We start from the raw sequence: 15440 nt of genomic DNA, 5'->3' as shown, positions 1-15440 counted from the left end.
CGCCTAAGCACGGCGCCGCTGCCTGAGCAGGAGGAGCACGAACACGACAGCGCCGACGATGCCGAGGATGAGCGAGACCGGCACCTCGAAGGGCATCACGATGGTGCGGCCGATCAGGTCGCAAACCGTGACGATCCCGATGCCCAGCAGGCACACCCACGGCAGGTTGCTGCGCAGGTCGTCGCCGCGCATCATCGAGACGATGTTGGGCACGATCAGTCCGAGGAACGGCAGGTTGCCGACGACCACGGTGACGACGCCGGTGACGACGGCGATGAGCGCGGTGCCGAGCAGCATGATCCGGTCGTAGTCCAGACCGACGTTGGTGGCGATCTCCTCGCCGAGGCCGGCGACGGTCAGCCGATCGGCGACGATGAAGACGATGACGCCGACCGCTGCCACGATCCAGAGCATCTCGTACTGGCCGCGCAGCACCGAGGTGAAGCTGCCGGCGAACCAGACGCCCAGGCTCTGCAGGGTGTTGGTGGCGAGCGCGAGATAGGTCGAGACGGCGCCGACGACCGCCCCGAGCATGATGCCGACGATCGGCACGATGAGCGATGAGCGCAGCGACACGCGCTTGAGGAAGAGGAAGAAGATCATCGTGCCGATGAACGCGGCGATGACGGCGCCCGCCATCCGCAGGGGAAGGGACGGCTGCGGAACGATGAGCATGACGGTGAGCAGGCCGAGCCCCGCCCACTCCGTCGTGCCGGTGGTGGTCGGCTCGACGAAGCGGTTCTGCGTCAGCAGCTGCATGACGAGACCGGCCATGGCCATCGAGGCGCCCGCGAGCACGAGCGCGATGGTGCGCGGGATGCGGGTGATCTGGAACATCTCGGCGCCGTCGGCGGCTCCTGCGATGTCGTAGACGCCGGTGAACAGCGACGCGACGAGAAGGGCCGCGACGACGAGGATGCCGATCAGCAGCTTGCCGTCGAAGAGCCTGCCGCGGGTCGCCGCGTTCCCGCGTCCCGCGACGGCGCGGGCGGGAGCGGGTTCAGAGAGAGGAAGAGTGCGTGTCATGGTGCGAATGCGCGGTGGCATCCGGGATCGATCGGATGCCACCGCGCGGGTGTCACTTCGCGGACTTCGCGAGCGCGTCGGCGAAGTCGTTGAGGAAGGTCGTGTACGTCTGGATGCTCTCGTTGAGGTACGTGTCGGTGGGCATGTAGACGATCTGGTCGTCCTTGACAGCGGTGACGGATGCCAGCGCCTCGGAGCTCTCGAGGATCTCGGCGGCCTGCACGTAGGTCGGCTCCTGGTCGGCGAAGACGGCGTCACGGTCCATGACGAGGATCCAGTCGGGGTTCGACTTGGCGATGGCCTCGACCGAGATGTCGTCGCCCTGGTGGTCGTCGGTGGCACCCTCGACCTCGAGTGCCGGCGTGAGGCCGAGGATGTCGAAGATCGGGCCGAGCGTGCGGCCGGCCGTGGGCGCGATGTAGCCGATCTCGCCGCCGGACGTGGTGACGGCCATGACCGACTCGGCGTCGTCGTACGCGTCCTTCGCGCGGGCGACGGCGGCGTCGAAGTCGTCGACGAGCTTCTTGGCCTCCTTCTGCTTGCCGAAGATCTCGCCGAGCACGGTGACCTGGCGCTTGAGCTCGTCGTCGAAGGGCTCCCCCTCGCGCGGGTCGAGCTCGATGATGGTCGCGTCGGGAACGAGGTTCGCGATCTTGTCGTGGTGCTGGGTGAAGCGCTGGCCGTTGATGATCAGGTCGGGCTCGACGGCGACGATCGACTCCAGGTCGGGCTCGTTGTGGTTGCCGAGGTCGATGATGCTCTCGTCGGTCTTGTATCCGACGGTGGTGGGCATGAGGGCGACAGCGCCGGCGCTGAGCTCGATGCCCCAGTCGCTGAGCGTCTGGAAGGTGCGGTTGTCCGTGGCGACGACCGACTTCGGCGGGGTGGAGATCTTGTGCGTGCCGTTGTTGTCCTCGACGGTGACGGTGGCGCTGGTAGGCGCGGCGCCTTCGGCTTCGGCAGCGGGGCCCGCGGCGCAGCCGGCGAGCGCGAGGACGCTGACGAGACCGAGGGCGGTTCCGCCGAGGATTCGGGGCATGGACATGGAGAGTCTCCTGTTCTGCGGTGTGGTGCGCGAGCTGCGCGAGGGCGAATTCGATCTCGCCGGGACTTAGGTTAGCCTTACTTTATGAGCGATGTGAAATCAGGTTTCTCGATCGAACGACAGGGACTCGATCTGCACTTCCGTGCCGCGACCCTCGCCGAGCGGGAGTGGCTCGCACCGAACTACGTGCGCGTGCGCCTGACCGGCGCGGATCTCGCCGGCTTCGAATCGCTCGGCGCAGATGACCACATGCGGCTGTTCTTCGCCGCGTCTGCGACCGACTCGGTCGATGAGCTGCGTGCCTCGCCGAGCCGGGAGTACACGCCCCTCGCGTGGGGCGAGAACTGGCTCGACGTCGAGTTCGCCGTGCACGGCGATGAGGGCGTCGGCGCCCGATGGGCGGCATCCGCTCCGCTCGGCTCTTTCGTCGGCGTCGGCGGCCCGCGAGGGTCGGCGGTGCTGACCGGTGAGCCGGGATCGTGGCTGCTCGTCGGCGACGAGACCGCCATCCCCGCAATCCGTCGATTCGCGGGGATGATCCCTGCCGGTGCGCCAGCGCGCATCGTGATCGAGGTCGTCTCCGAGGCTGACCAGGTCGAGATCGATGCGCCGGTCGCTGTCGAGTGGCTGCATCGCGGGGAGGCTTCGGCCGGATCGGCGCTCATGTCGTTCCTCGACGGCCTGGGCGAGACGGATGCCGTGGGCTTTGACCCCTTCGTCTTCATCGCCGCCGAGCAGTCGATCGTCAAGCCCGGCCGCGCGCTGCTCGCCCGCTGGGACGTCGACGTGGCGAAGGCCGTCGTGAAGGGCTACTGGAAGCGCGACGAGACCGAGTACCACGCCCCGCACTGAGCGCGGCGCGAAGCGCAGGATCTCGCGAAACGCAGGAGATCTCCCGAAATGCAGGAGGGATGCCGGGCATCCCTCCTGCATTTCATGCGAAGTCCTGCGATCCGCGCGCGGTACGACGCCGGGTTCGTGGAGCACAACCCGCCGGCCTGAGCGCCGCCGCGCACCGCTGCCTGAAAGAATGGTGCGGTGAGTCTGTTCGCCTTCGGCCCCTCCCGCGGCCCGCGCTGGCAGCTCGGACTGCAGGCGGCTCTCGGCATCGCGGTGCCGATCGCCGCCATGACACTGCTCGGGCAGCCGATGCTGGGCTACATCGCCGCATCCGGAGCGTTCACCGTGCTGTTCGCCGGATCCCTGCCGGTCGTCGAGCGGGCCCGGATGCTGCCGTTCGTGGCTGCAGCTCTCATCGTCTGCGCGGCACTCGGTGTCGCCGCCGCACATGCTCCCCTGCTGGTGAGCATCGGCATCGTGCTGGTCGCGATCGTGAGTGCGGCCCTCGCCTTCGGGTTCCGGCTGGGTCCGCCCGGCCCGCTGTTCTTCGTCCTGGTGTTCGGGCTGTCGGCCACGGTGATGCGATCCGCTCCGATCACACCGGCCGGCTATATCGCCGCGATCAGCGCCGGCTGCGCGTTCTCGTACCTGGTCGCCATGTCGCCCTTGGTGATCGCGCGGGTGCGCGCCCATCACGCCCGCCCGCTGCGGGAGCTGTTCCCCGGCCCGTCGTGGGATGCGGATGCCCGCATGCTGGTGCTGCGCGTCGTGCTGGTCAGCGTGCTCGGCACGCTCACGAGCCTGTTCCTCGACCCCGCGCGCGCCTATTGGATCGTCGGCGCCGCGGTCGCCGTGATCGGCGTCGCGTCAAGCAGACGTGCGGCGCTGCAGCGCGCCACGCATCGGATGCTGGGCACGATCGCCGGCGCCGGGGTGTACGCGCTGCTCGCGCTGCTGCATCCGAGCGGCCTGTGGCTGGCAGTCCTGCTGGGCGTCCTCCAGTTCTCGATCGAACTGGTCGTGGTCCGCAACTACGCTCTCGCGCTGACGCTCATCACCCCGCTGGTGCTGCTGCTGCTCGGCGCCGCGACGGGAGGAATCGGTGACATGTCGGTCGCCGTCGAGCGCGTGATCGACACCCTGGCCGGGGCGGCGCTGGGCGCCCTCTCCGGCCTGGTGCATCCGCGCGAGCATTCACGCAGCTGAGCGCACTCGACGCCGAGCTGACCTCTGGTCAGCGAAGCGCGTGCTCGGCGACGAAGGCGCGCAGCGCCTGCTCGTCATCGGCCATCTCGGTCACGCGCTGCGGGGCATCCATCATCTCTCGCAGCTCGGGCGAGAACTCCAGCTCGACGCCGATCGCCTCGGTGATCGTCTCGGCGAACTTCTCGGGTCTGGCCGTCTCGAGCACGAGCATCGGCACCTCGGCCTCGACGTGCTCGCGGGCGACCTTCACGCCGTCGGCGGTGTGGGGGTCGATGATCTCACCGGTCTCTTCGTACACCGAGCGGATCGTGGCGAGCCGGTCGGCGTGGGTCGACGTGCCGCTGACGATGCCGAACTCGCTCTCGAAGCGAGGCTGCTCCGCCGAGAAGTCGATGGTGCCGACGGCGTCGAGCGCGTCCCACGCCTGCACGACCCGAGCGGCGTCGCGCCCGACGAGATCGAAGATGAACCGCTCGAGGTTTGATGCCTTCGAGATGTCCATCGAGGGGCTCGAGGTGGCGTGCGTGTCGGCGGCCGAGCGCGGGCGGTAGATGCCGGTGCGGAAGAACTCGTCGAGCACGTTGTTCTCGTTGGCGGCGAGAACGAGGCGGCGGATGGGCACGCCCATGCCCTTGGCGAAGAAGCCCGACAGGATGTTGCCGAAGTTGCCGGACGGCACCGTGAACGAGACCTCGAACCCGGGGCGGAACTCGGGCTCGACGGCATCCGTCACTCGCAGCCAGGCCCAGAAGTAGTAGACGACCTGCGCGGCGATGCGGCCCAGGTTGATCGAGTTGACGGCGCCGAGGTTCTGCGCGCGCTTGAACTCCAGGTCGCCGGCGAGCTTCTTGACGAGGTTCTGGCAGTCGTCGAAGACCCCGTCGACGGCGATGTTGTGCACGTTCTCGTCGTGCAGCGAGTACATCTGCGCCCGCTGGAACGAGCTCATCCGGCCCTGCGGGGAGAGCATGAACACCGAGACGCGCTCCTTGCCGCGCAGCGCGTGCTCGGCTGCCGAGCCGGTGTCGCCCGAGGTCGCGCCGACGATGTTCAGCACGCGGTCCTTCTTCTCGAGCACGTACTCGAGCACCTGCCCGAGGAACTGCATCGCCATGTCCTTGAACGCCAGGGTCGGGCCCTCCGACAGGCCGACCAGCGTGAGGCCCCCGCCGATCGAGCGCAGCGGCACGACGGCATCCGGGAAATCGGTGTAGGCGGCCGCCGTCATCCGCGCGAGGTCTTCGCGGGGGATGTCGGTGGCGAACAGCGACAGCACCTCGGTGGCCAGCTGCGGGTAGGTGAGCGCACGCCAGCGCTCGAGCGTCTGGGCATCGACCTGCGGCAGCTGCTCGGGCACCGCCAGCCCGCCGTCTGGCGCGAGCCCCTCGAGCAGCGTCTCACTGAACGGCTGCGGCTGCATGCCGCCGCGGGTGGAGATGTACAGCACGAGGGCTCCTCGGGTCGTCGGGGTCTCCATTGTCGCAGGATCGCCGACCCGACGAAGCCGGATGACGGCTGTCACACACCGCCCTCCGCTCCCGACACAGAGGTGAAGGCGTCGATCGGATGCCGGGAGAGAGGACCACCATGACCAGGATCGACATGATGCGCACGAACAAGCTCGGCTACGCCGCCGTGATCGGGATGGAGGCATATTCGAGCCGCTCGGTGGAGAAGCGGCTGTACGAGCTCATCAAGCTGCGCGCGTCGATCCTGAACGGCTGCGGCTTCTGCGTCGACATGCACGCGACCGCCGGCGCGAAGCACGGCATCCCGCAGCGCACGATGCACGCCGTCGGCGCATGGCAGCACGCCCGCAACCTCTTCGAGCCGAAGGAGCTCGCAGCTCTCGCGCTGACCGACGCGATCACGAAGCTCGGCCCCGACACGGTCACCGACGAGATCTGGGATGCCGCGGCCGAGCACTTCGACGACGCGCAGCTGGGCGCGATCGTGATGGCGATCTGCACGATCAACGTGTGGAACCGCATCGCGATCGCCACCGAGATGGCGCCGCCGCTCGATGACAAGCACCCGATCGTGTGAGCCCGACCGCAGTCGGCGAGCGCAGCGGGGTAGCGTGAGCGACATGACCGCCGCCACGTCCGCCGCGCTGGCCTGGGAGGCCGAGCGGGGCCGGCTGATCGGCATCGCGTACCGGATGCTGGGCGACTTCGGCCACGCCGAGGACGTCGTCTCGGAGGTCGCGATCGAGGCGCTGAAGGCGGAGCGGGCGGATGCCGCAGCGGTGCGCTCCTGGCCCGCCTGGCTCACGACCACGTGCGTGCGCCGGTCGATCGACCGCGTGCGTTCGCTGGCCGCCGTGCGCGAGGAGTACACCGGGCACTGGCTGCCGGAACCGGTCGCGACAGATCGGCTGCCGGAGGACGCGGTGGCCGACCGCGAGCTGCTGTCGCTCGCTCTGCTGCACCTGGCCGAGCAGCTGTCCCCCGACGCCCGCGCCGCGGTCGTGCTGCACCGCGCATACGCGATGACCGCGGCCGAGATCGGCGAGATCCTCGAGAAGTCGCCGGCGGCGGTGCGGCAGCTGATCTCCCGGGCCGAGCGGCGGTTGCAGATCCATGAGCACTCCCCCGCCCCGCGCGCGGCCGACCCTGCGGCGCTCAGCGCCCTGATGACCGCCGTGCAGCAGGGCGACCTCGACACCCTGCGCGATCTGCTCACCGACGAGGCCATCCTGTGGACGGACGGCGGAGGCGTCGTCGCCGCCACCCGCAATCCGATCTTCGGAGCGGAGAAGGTGCACCGCTTCTACGTCGGCGTGCGGGAGAAGACAGCGAAGCTCGCTCCGGACCTCCCGTTCTCGGTCAGCCCGATCGAGGTCAACGGCGAGTTCGCCCTGGCGCTCACGCACAGCGGCCGCACCGACGTGCTCACGCTGGAATTCGATCAGGTGGGCCGGATCCGCGGCATCCGGCAGGTCTCCAACCCGCACAAGCTCACTCGAGCCTTCTCCCAGCCACCCGCCTGAGCGTTCAGTCCAGCAGGTGCCGCAGGTAACGATCCGGGTCGCCGAGGAACGACCGCCAGTGCCGCACCAGCTCCAGCTCTTCCCAGGTCGTCTCGCGGAGCCCCCACTCGCCGACCTCGAGGATCCTCGCACCGGGCAGGGAGGCGAGCACGGGTGAGTGCGTGGCGCAGAGCACCTGCCCGCCGTCGTCGGCGATGCGCCGCAGCACCGAGATCAGCGTGAGGGTCGAGGCGAACGACAGCGCAGCCTCCGGCTCGTCGAGGCAGTAGAAGCCGGGCGAATCGAAACGAGTGTCGAGAAGGGCGAGGAACGACTCGCCATGACTCATCTCGTGGAACGGGGCGTCTCCCTGGGACGATGGGTTCTGCTCGAGGTAGGTGTAGAACGAGTGCATCGTCTCGGCGCGCAGGAAGAAGCCCCACTGGCTCGCGCCGATGCCCCGCTGGATGCGCAGCCAGTCCGACAGCGGCGACTCGGTCGGCCGGGTGCTGTGACGGGCGTTGCGCGACCCGCCCTCCGGCGACAGCCCGTACGCCAGCGCGATCCCCTCCACGACCGTCGACTTGCCGCTGCCGTTCTCGCCGACGAGGAACGTCACGCCCGGTGAGAGGCGCATCCCGTCGCGCAGCAGCTGCGCAACCGCGGGGATGTTCGTGGGCCAGCGCTCACTCGGCTCGGGGGCATCCTCATTCGCGCTCACGGCGACGACCGGATGCCTGCGCCGCAGCCACGCCGTCTCGCCGTCTGCGCTCATGCGCCCGACCCTATCCCGGGTCGCCGACGGAGAGGATCGGGATCCGCGGGCGCACGGACATCCTGCGTCAGCTGGGTACTCTCATGTGATGGGAAGACTCGAGTACAACAGCTCTCGCCCTCCGATCGAGGTCGATGACGAGACGCTGGCATATCTGAAGATCGTGATCGGCACGAAGCTGCGCCGGCAGGAGAGCTTCATGATGACCTGGCTGCCGGACGAGAAGAGCGCCGCTGGTCGTCTCACGATATGGATGCACGCGAGCATTCCGCTCATCCTCGCTTTCGACAACCCGGTGATGCCTCGAATCGACCCGAAGCGGATCGAGAGGATGATGGAGCACTTAAGCAGACGCGGCGAACTCGTCCTCGATCAGCTTCCCTGATCGGTGTCCGGGTGAATGTCATAGCCGGCTCCATCACGCAAGTGCGAAACGCCTCTCGTCGTAGCTATGGTTATGCGTATGGCGACTCTTCACTACGGGATCTCGGACGACCCGATCCATATCGATGATCGCGCGCTCGCTCACCTGAAGATCGTCGTGGCGACCAAGCTCCGTCGCAGCGAGTCCTTCACCCTCTCCTGGAAGCATCCCGAGGGCGAGCCCGGTGGGCGATCCACCCTCTGGATCCACCCCTCGATCCCGCTGCGATTCGTGTTCGAAGAATCGGAGCCGCCTCAGATCAATATGAAGTGGGTGGAGCAGCTCATGCACACCGCGAACTCCAGCGGCGGCATCATGCTGGTTGATGAGGTTCTGGCCACTCCTGAAATCGAAGCCAGCGCTTCCTAAAGCAGGTCCCAGTCTCCCGACGAGCTCAGCGAGAGCACGGATTGCTCGGCCTCGAATGCCACGTCCTCGTCAATGATCAGCACCCGGCTGCGCGGGGTGATGAGAGCTCTGACCAGCCGGTCGTCCGTCGTCGTGAATGTGACCAGCGAGCCACCCGTCGCTACTGCGGCCGTGAGCCGCTCACCGAGGTCGTCGATATCCTCCGACGGAGTGAGAATGAAGCTGGAGCCATCGATGCTCAGCCGAGTCCGCTGCACCATTCGATCACGCATACGCAGAACGGTACGACTCGCACGGGCCACGACCGAACGGGGTTGCGCCACCGATCACGATGGGGCACCCTCCGAGTTGCGTTCCAGTGGGGAGCCCTCTGCCTCCCGCTGTGTGGGAAGGACCTCCGCCAGCTCGCGCCACAGGTGCGCGATCGACGCGGCTCCCCGCTGCAGCATCTGCAGGTCGACGCTCTCGTCGCTGGAGTGCCAGTGGTCTTCGGGCAGCCCGGTGCCGAGGAAGAGGATCGGGGCGTCGAAGGTGCGGGTCAGCAGGTCGGCGGGCCCGCCGCCCGCATTGCCCATCCGCCCGCGCACCGCCATGTCGTACCCCTGCTCGAGCGCCCGCTCCAGCGCGTCGAGCAGAGGTCCCTGCGGCGTCTCATACGGCTCCTGACCCAGCGCCTCGTCAATGGTGAGCTCGTACTCGGCGTCGGCGGGCAGCACCGAGGCGAAGAAGCCGCGCAGCTGCTCGGCGACCGCGGGGATGCGCTGGTCAGCGGCCGTGCGGATGCTCAGACTCGCTGTCGCATCGCGCGGGATGACCGAGCGCGGCAGGCCCAGCGGATCACCGGCCAGCAGCGACATCACCTCGATCGTGGGTCGAGCCCACAGTCGCTCCAGCACCGTGAAGTCGTCTTCACCGCTGATCGTGCGCGTCTCGGTGCGGGTGACCCACTCCTCTTCGTCGAAGGGCAGCGCGTCGAACTCCGCGCGGCGCTCGTCGGTCAGCTCTGCCACATCGTCGTAGAACCCCGGCACCGCGACGCGACCGTGCTCGTCGTGCAGGGCCGCGAGCGCCTGGGCGAGGGTGGCGGCCGGATTGAGCGTGGCACCCGCGACGACACCGCTGTGCACGTCGCGGTCGGGCCCGCGCACGGTCAGCGTGGCGTTGACCGTGCCGCGCATCGAGGTCACCGGCGCCGGGGCATCTGCGCGCCACTGCACGGTGTCCGAGAACACGATCACGTCGCAGGCGAGCCGCTCGGCGTGCCGCTCCAGCAGTGCCGCGAGGTTCGGAGAGCCGATCTCCTCCTCGCCCTCGATGAGCAGCTTGACGTTGATCGGCGCCCCTCCGTCGAGGTCGCGCAGGGCGCGCAGCGCCCACACGTGCGCGAGCGCCTGCCCCTTCGCATCCGACGCTCCTCTGCCGTACAGCCGACCGTCGCGCCGCACCGGGGTGAATGGCTCGGTCTCCGCCCACTCCTCCGGCTTCACTATCCGCACATCGTGATGACTGTAGACCAGCGCGGTCGGCGCGCTGGGATCGGTCACGAACTCGCCGAGCACCGCCCACGAGTCACCCGATTCGAGCACGGAAGCCTCGAGCCCGGCGGCACGCATCTCACCGGCGAGCCAGTGCGCCGAGCGCCGCAGGTCGCCGCGGTGCTCGGTGTCGCCGGCGATCGACGGGATCGCCACCCACTCGGCCAGCCTCTCCGCCAGCTCGTCGAGATGCCGGTGCAGGTGATCGCGGATGGGGTCCATGTCGGCAGTCTGGCCCGGGCTCACGGGGCGGAAAGGGGGCTTGACCCGGCGGCGCCGTCGCCATACGTTCCGCTCCTGATCCGACGGGGATTGTCGCAGGGGCCACGGCATAGCGAAACCCCCTCCTCGGATCCCGTATCGAGGCGTTAGGTGGGCCGTTCCACCCCACGAGACAAAGGACGACGCGATGTTCTTCCATAAGCAGGAGCTGCAGTTCTCAGCGACCCCCGAGGCCCCCGATGCCGTGTACGCCAGAAAGCTGCAGGAGGTCCTCGGCGGCCAGTACGGCGAGATCACGGTGGCGATGCAGTACCAGTTCCAGGCCTGGAACATGCACATCCCCGGCAAGTACCGCGACCTGGTGTACGGCATCGGCGCCGAGGAGATGGGCCACGTCGAGATGCTCGCCGTGATGATCGCGCAGCTGCTCGAGAAGTCGCCGCTCGGGATCACCGAAGATGCCGTGCAGGATGACCCGACGGTTGCCGCGATCATCGGCGGCACCGACGTGCAGCACGCCATCGTCTCCGGCGCCGGCGCTCGTCCGGTCGACAGCAACGGCAATCCGTGGTCGGGCGCGTACGTCACTGCGAGCGGCAACCTGCTCGCCGACTTCACCTCGAACGCCAACGCGGAGATGCAGGGCCGCCTGCAGGTCGCCCGGCTCTACCACATGACCGATGACCACGGTGTGCGGGACATGCTCGCGTTCCTGCTCGCCCGCGACACGATGCACCAGAACCAGTGGGAGGCCGCCGTCGCAGAGCTCAAGGCCGAGGGCGCGGAAGAGCTGCCGGTGCCGAGCAACTTCCCGCAGTCGAAGGAGCACACCGAGGTGTCGTACCAGTACCTGAACTTCAGCGACGGACCCGCCGCTGCCGAAGGCACCTGGGCGTCCGGCCCTGCCCCCGACGGCAAGGGGGAGTTCAGCTACCACGAAGGTCCGACCACCAGCGCGCCGATGCCCCCGCACACGCGTCCGGATGCCAGGCTGTACGGCACGACGGACATGCCCAACATCATCGAGAAGGTCGCCGGCGCAGCACAGGATGCGACCCACATGGAGTGATCGAGAAGAGTGCGAATGAGAAGACCGATCCGCCTGCGCACAGCGGGCATCGGAACGGCGGCGCGCGGCGCGGTCAGTCGCGCCCGCCTGCTCTTCGCCGCGAAGACCGCGCTCGCCGTGGGAATCGCGTGGAGCATCGCCCCGCACATGCCCGGCAGCGCCGACCAGTACCCGTACTACGCCCCGTTCGGCGCCCTGATCAGCATGTACCCGACGCTCATGTCGTCGGCGAAGACCGGTCTGCAGACGCTGCTCGGCCTCGGAGCGGGAATCGGCCTGGCGACGCTGGTGCTGATGACCGTCGGCCCGAGTCTGTGGTCGATCGCCGCGGTGGTCGGTGTCGGCGTGATCGTCTCGGGAACGGGCTGGTTCGGCGCGGGCCGTGAGTACATCCCGATGGCGGCGCTGTTCGTGCTGATCATCGGCGGGGCGGATGCCGAGGACTACTCCTTCGGATACGTCACCCAGACGGCCGTCGGCGTGGTCGTCGGACTCCTGGTGAACGCCATCATCCCACCGGCACCCCTGGTGTCCGAAGCCGCTGCCCGGATCGACGCCTTCCAGCAGCGGCTGGCCGCCCACCTCGACGACATCGCCGCCGCGTTGATCGAGACCTGGCCGCCGGAGCGGGCGGGGTGGATGCAGGATGCCGGGGCGCTCGCGGAGACGAGCCGATCGCTGCGCGATGCGGTCGCCGAGGCTGACGAGAGTCGTCGCGGAAATCCACGAGCCTGGCGCGGCCGGGCGGATACGAGCAGAGAACACGCCCGTCTCGAGATGCTGGTCGAGGTCGCGCATCAGATCCGGGACGTCTCGGGGTGCCTGAGCGACACGATCAACGACCGCCCGTCGGCGTTCCCCCTCGATCCGGAGCTCGTCGATCCCCTCGCGGCCGCCTGCCAGGCGGTCGCCGATCTGCTCGCCGGCGCCGCGGAAGACGCCGGCGACCTGCATGCCCGTGCAACCGAGGCTGTCGAGGCGCTCCTGCGCGCCGTGCACACCCGGTCGCTCGAGACGGATGCGATCGCAGGCCCCGGCGTGCTGAGCGCGATGCACCTGCAGCGGATCCTGCTCATGCTCGCGCCGGAGGCGGACGCTGAGTCGGAGGGTCGCCAGCCGGATGCCGGCTCTCAGCCGAGCAGGTAGTGCAGCAGCAGCTCGTCTCCGGCGCGCAGCACCGTCTCCAACCGCGCGGCCGTCGGGAGCCGCCCCTGCGTCTCCCCGCGGCAGATGCGCCCGGCGTCCCCTGCTTCCAGGGTCGGCGCGAGCGTGAGGTGCAGGGCGTCGACGACCCCCGCCGCCAGCAGCGCCCCGAACACGTGCGGCCCGCCCTCGGCGTGGATGCGCCGCAGGCCGCGCGCTGTCAGGTCGTCGCGGATGCGCCGGGGGTCAGCATCCGTCTCGCCGACCGTCACCACATCGGCCACCGGCTGCAGCGCCTCCCGACGCGCGTCGGGAGCGGACGAGACGGTGTAGACGATGGGCCGCACGGGTGCGTCGACGAACAGCGACGAGTCGGGGTCGACCGACAGACCGCGGCTGATCATCGCGAGGGCGGGATGCGCGGGCATCCCCGCCGCCTCACGCCAGGCGACCGAGGCGTCGTCGACTCGCAGCCCGTCGTACTCCTCGTCGCGCAGGGTGCCGGCGCCGACCAGCACGACGTCGGCCGCACGGCGCAGCAGTGCGAACAGGCGGCGGTCGGCGGCGTCGCCGAGACCACCGGACGCGCCGTCGCGCGTGGCCGCGCCGTCGAGGCTCGAGATGAAGTTCACCCGCATCCAGGTGCCCTCGTCGGGAAAGCGCGTGGCGTCGAGCAGCGCGTCGTCGTCAAGAGCCGCTGCCGGGCTGGGCCAGATGCGATCGATGGGAGTCGGCATGCTCGGAATGCCCTTCTCAGACGTTGCGGGTCGAATGGGTGTTGTGCTCGAGGCGGGCCGGGGCACGCCAGCCGAGAACGGCCTCGATCATACGGACCGCGTCGACGGCCTCCGCCACGTCGTGCATCCGGACGATCCGCGCGCCGGCGAGGATGCACGCGGTCATCGCCGCGAGCGAGCCGGCCAGCCGCTCCCCCTGTGGTCGGTCGATCGCCTCGCCGATGAAGTCCTTGTTCGACACGGCGACCAGCAGCGGCACCCCGAGCGAGGCGATCTCGTCGAGTCGCCTGGTGAGCTCGAGGGAGTGCAGTGTGTTCTTGTCGAGGTCGTGGCCTGGATCGATGATCACGCGCTCCCGGGCGATGCCGGCGGCCTCGGCCCGCCTCAGTCGCTCGAGGAGGAACGCGCGCACCTCGGCCACCACGTCGCCGTAGGCAGCCGCCGGCTTCTCGACCCGCGGCGGGCCGATGCTGTGCGTGATGATGACGTGCGCCTCGCCGGCCGCCACGACGTCTGCCATGCGCTCGTCGCCGAGACCGCTGGTGTCGTTGATCACCGCGGCGCCGGCTGCGATCGCCTGCTCGGCGACATCGGCGCGGTTCGTGTCGACGGAGATGATCAGCTCGGGTCGTTCGGCGGCGAGCGCTTCGACGACCGGCACCACGCGGTCGATCTCCTCGCGGATGCTGACCGCGGGGCCTCGTCCGAACGGCACGCCCCCGATGTCGACCCAGTCGGCACCGAGGTCGGCGGCGCGCAGCGCACTCGCGACCGCCCGCTCGAGGGTGAACGTCGCTCCCCGGTCATGGAACGAGTCGGGTGTGCGGTTGATGACGGCCATGACCGCGACCTGCCGGGCGAAGTCGAACTCCCGGATGCCGATGCGACGGCGCATCGCGGGCTCGGCTCGAGCATCCGACCCTGACCCCCTCACCGCTTCGCGCCCACGCTGTCGCGCACGACGTCGGAGGCGTCCCAGTCGTTCGCGTGCATCGCCGCGAGCACCGTGCCGCCCTTCACCCAGTAGGCGCGGAAGGCGCCGCCGTTCGCGACGTCGGTGTCACCCTCGATGTCGACCCGGTCGTACCCCTCGGGCCCGACGCTGCCGAAGTACTCCATGCCGAGATCGTATTGATCGGTGAAGAAGTACGGCAGGTGCGTGTACGGCTCACCGCCGCCGATCAGGTTGTGCGCGGCAACCTTGGCCTGCTCGATCGCCGTATCCCAGTGCTCGACGCGGACGCGGCGCCCCAGCACCGGATGCTGGTGATTGGCGACATCGCCGACGGCGAAGATGTCGGGGTCGGAGGTGCGCAGCTGCTCGTCGACGAGCACGCCGCGGTCGACGGCGAGTCCGGCCTGCTCCGCGAGCTGTGTCGACGGGATGGCGCCGATGCCGACGACCACCACGTCAGCGGCGGCGAGCGCGGCCTCGTCGACGGCGGTGCCGAGCCGCAGATCGACGCCGTGCGCGCGATGCAGGTCGGCGAACAGTCGTGCGACCTCGGGGCCGAGCACGGCGACCAGGGGCAGATCCGCCCTCTCGTAGACGGTCACCTCGGCATCCTTCTGGCGAGCGGCGGATGCCACTTCGAGACCGATCCACCCGCCTCCCACGATCACCGCCTTCGCGCCGGGCCGCAGGGCCGACCGCAGGCGCCTGTTGTCTTCGACGGTGCGCAGGTAGATCGGATCGGCGACCCGGTCGGCCAGATCGAAGCGGCGTGCGGTGGCTCCGGTGGCGAGCAGCAGCCGATCGTACCCGTGCTCCGTGCTCTCGCCCCCGCCCGTCGGCTCGGCGCGCAGGGTGTGCGCAGCCGGATCGATCGAGGTGACCGTGACTCCGCGTTCGAGACGCACCCGGTTGGCCGTGTACCAGGCCTCGTCGTGCACGATGGCGGAATCGATGTCCTTCTTCCCGAGCAGCACGTCCTTCGACAGCGGCGGACGCTCGTAGGGCAGGTGGTCTTCGCTCGAGTAGATCACGACGTCGTCGTCGTAACCGCGCTCCCGCAGCTCTGCGGCTGCCGTGGCGGCGGCCAGGCCGCCCCCGACGATGGCGATGCTCATGGTCATCC

17 protein-coding genes are annotated in these 15440 nt (G+C 69.2%); 8 read left to right on the top strand and 9 right to left on the bottom strand.

Annotated features, from left to right (window positions below):
- Positions 1–3 precede the first annotated feature (3 nt).
- Positions 4–1026: an ABC transporter permease gene (locus ACIPV2_RS00890; protein ID WP_400837214.1), complete on the bottom strand. Its 1023-nt coding sequence runs from the start codon at positions 1024–1026 to the stop codon at positions 4–6.
- Between the two features lie 52 nt (positions 1027–1078).
- Positions 1079–2071, bottom strand: a complete 993-nt coding sequence (locus ACIPV2_RS00885) for a siderophore ABC transporter substrate-binding protein (protein ID WP_400837211.1) — start codon at positions 2069–2071, stop codon at positions 1079–1081.
- 84 nt (positions 2072–2155) lie between these two features.
- Between ACIPV2_RS00885 and ACIPV2_RS00880 the strand changes: the two genes are divergently transcribed.
- Entirely contained in the window at positions 2156–2923 is a 768-nt protein-coding gene (locus ACIPV2_RS00880; protein ID WP_400837209.1) for a siderophore-interacting protein, read from the top strand.
- 186 nt (positions 2924–3109) lie between these two features.
- The gene (locus tag ACIPV2_RS00875; protein ID WP_400837208.1) at positions 3110–4117 is read left to right on the top strand and encodes an FUSC family protein; all 1008 of its coding nucleotides are present in this window, start codon (positions 3110–3112) and stop codon (positions 4115–4117) included.
- 28 nt (positions 4118–4145) lie between these two features.
- Here ACIPV2_RS00875 and thrC read toward each other — a convergent pair whose 3' ends face one another.
- Positions 4146–5564 carry a threonine synthase gene (thrC, locus tag ACIPV2_RS00870; RefSeq protein ID WP_400839872.1) on the bottom strand — a complete coding sequence of 473 codons (1419 nt, stop codon included), beginning with the start codon at positions 5562–5564 and terminating at the stop codon, positions 4146–4148.
- A 140-nt stretch (positions 5565–5704) separates the two neighbouring features.
- Between thrC and ACIPV2_RS00865 the strand changes: the two genes are divergently transcribed.
- Positions 5705–6163: a carboxymuconolactone decarboxylase family protein gene (locus tag ACIPV2_RS00865; RefSeq protein ID WP_400837205.1), complete on the top strand. Its 459-nt coding sequence runs from the start codon at positions 5705–5707 to the stop codon at positions 6161–6163.
- 43 nt (positions 6164–6206) lie between these two features.
- The gene (locus ACIPV2_RS00860; protein ID WP_400837203.1) at positions 6207–7109 is read left to right on the top strand and encodes a sigma-70 family RNA polymerase sigma factor; all 903 of its coding nucleotides are present in this window, start codon (positions 6207–6209) and stop codon (positions 7107–7109) included.
- A gap of 4 nt (positions 7110–7113) precedes the next feature.
- Here ACIPV2_RS00860 and ACIPV2_RS00855 read toward each other — a convergent pair whose 3' ends face one another.
- Positions 7114–7863 carry an AAA family ATPase gene (locus ACIPV2_RS00855; protein ID WP_400837200.1) on the bottom strand — a complete coding sequence of 250 codons (750 nt, stop codon included), beginning with the start codon at positions 7861–7863 and terminating at the stop codon, positions 7114–7116.
- 88 nt (positions 7864–7951) lie between these two features.
- On the opposite strand from ACIPV2_RS00855, the gene ACIPV2_RS00850 reads away from it, so the two are divergent.
- Positions 7952–8248, top strand: a complete 297-nt coding sequence (locus ACIPV2_RS00850; RefSeq protein WP_400837197.1) for a hypothetical protein — start codon at positions 7952–7954, stop codon at positions 8246–8248.
- Between the two features lie 78 nt (positions 8249–8326).
- Positions 8327–8656, top strand: a complete 330-nt coding sequence (locus ACIPV2_RS00845) for a hypothetical protein (protein ID WP_400837194.1) — start codon at positions 8327–8329, stop codon at positions 8654–8656.
- Here ACIPV2_RS00845 and ACIPV2_RS00840 read toward each other — a convergent pair.
- Together ACIPV2_RS00840 and ACIPV2_RS00835 are read right to left on the bottom strand one after the other, a co-directional pair.
- A complete protein-coding gene (locus tag ACIPV2_RS00840; protein WP_400837191.1) occupies positions 8653–8928 on the bottom strand; it encodes a hypothetical protein in 276 nt (91 codons plus the stop codon). The two genes, ACIPV2_RS00845 and ACIPV2_RS00840, sit on opposite strands and share 4 nt — an antisense overlap.
- A 54-nt stretch (positions 8929–8982) precedes the next feature.
- Positions 8983–10413, bottom strand: coding sequence for a M20/M25/M40 family metallo-hydrolase (locus tag ACIPV2_RS00835; RefSeq protein WP_400837188.1), 1431 nt, complete (start codon positions 10411–10413; stop codon positions 8983–8985).
- Positions 10414–10600: 187 nt separating this feature from the next.
- Here ACIPV2_RS00835 and ACIPV2_RS00830 point away from each other — a divergent pair, with 187 nt between their 5' ends.
- The gene (locus ACIPV2_RS00830; RefSeq protein ID WP_400837185.1) at positions 10601–11482 is read left to right on the top strand and encodes a manganese catalase family protein; all 882 of its coding nucleotides are present in this window, start codon (positions 10601–10603) and stop codon (positions 11480–11482) included.
- Between the two features lie 15 nt (positions 11483–11497).
- Entirely contained in the window at positions 11498–12628 is a 1131-nt protein-coding gene (locus ACIPV2_RS00825) for an FUSC family protein (RefSeq protein ID WP_400837183.1), read from the top strand.
- Here ACIPV2_RS00825 and ACIPV2_RS00820 read toward each other — a convergent pair.
- The 3 genes from ACIPV2_RS00820 to ACIPV2_RS00810 are packed head-to-tail and all read right to left on the bottom strand — an operon-like array spanning position 12613 to position 15432.
- Positions 12613–13362: a dihydrofolate reductase family protein gene (locus ACIPV2_RS00820; protein WP_400837180.1), complete on the bottom strand. Its 750-nt coding sequence runs from the start codon at positions 13360–13362 to the stop codon at positions 12613–12615. The two genes, ACIPV2_RS00825 and ACIPV2_RS00820, sit on opposite strands and share 16 nt — an antisense overlap.
- A gap of 16 nt (positions 13363–13378) precedes the next feature.
- Positions 13379–14257 carry a dihydropteroate synthase gene (gene folP, locus ACIPV2_RS00815; protein ID WP_400837178.1) on the bottom strand — a complete coding sequence of 293 codons (879 nt, stop codon included), beginning with the start codon at positions 14255–14257 and terminating at the stop codon, positions 13379–13381.
- Positions 14258–14292: 35 nt separating this feature from the next.
- Positions 14293–15432, bottom strand: a complete 1140-nt coding sequence (locus ACIPV2_RS00810) for an NAD(P)/FAD-dependent oxidoreductase (RefSeq protein ID WP_400837176.1) — start codon at positions 15430–15432, stop codon at positions 14293–14295.
- Positions 15433–15440 lie beyond the last annotated feature (8 nt).

Origin of the sequence: Microbacterium sp. NPDC089987 (assembly GCF_044748505.1) — a bacterium.
Taxonomy (GTDB): Bacteria; Actinomycetota; Actinomycetes; order Actinomycetales; family Microbacteriaceae; genus Microbacterium.
Note: the sequence above shows the minus strand (reverse complement) of the source record. Positions and strands in the feature narration are given on the sequence as shown.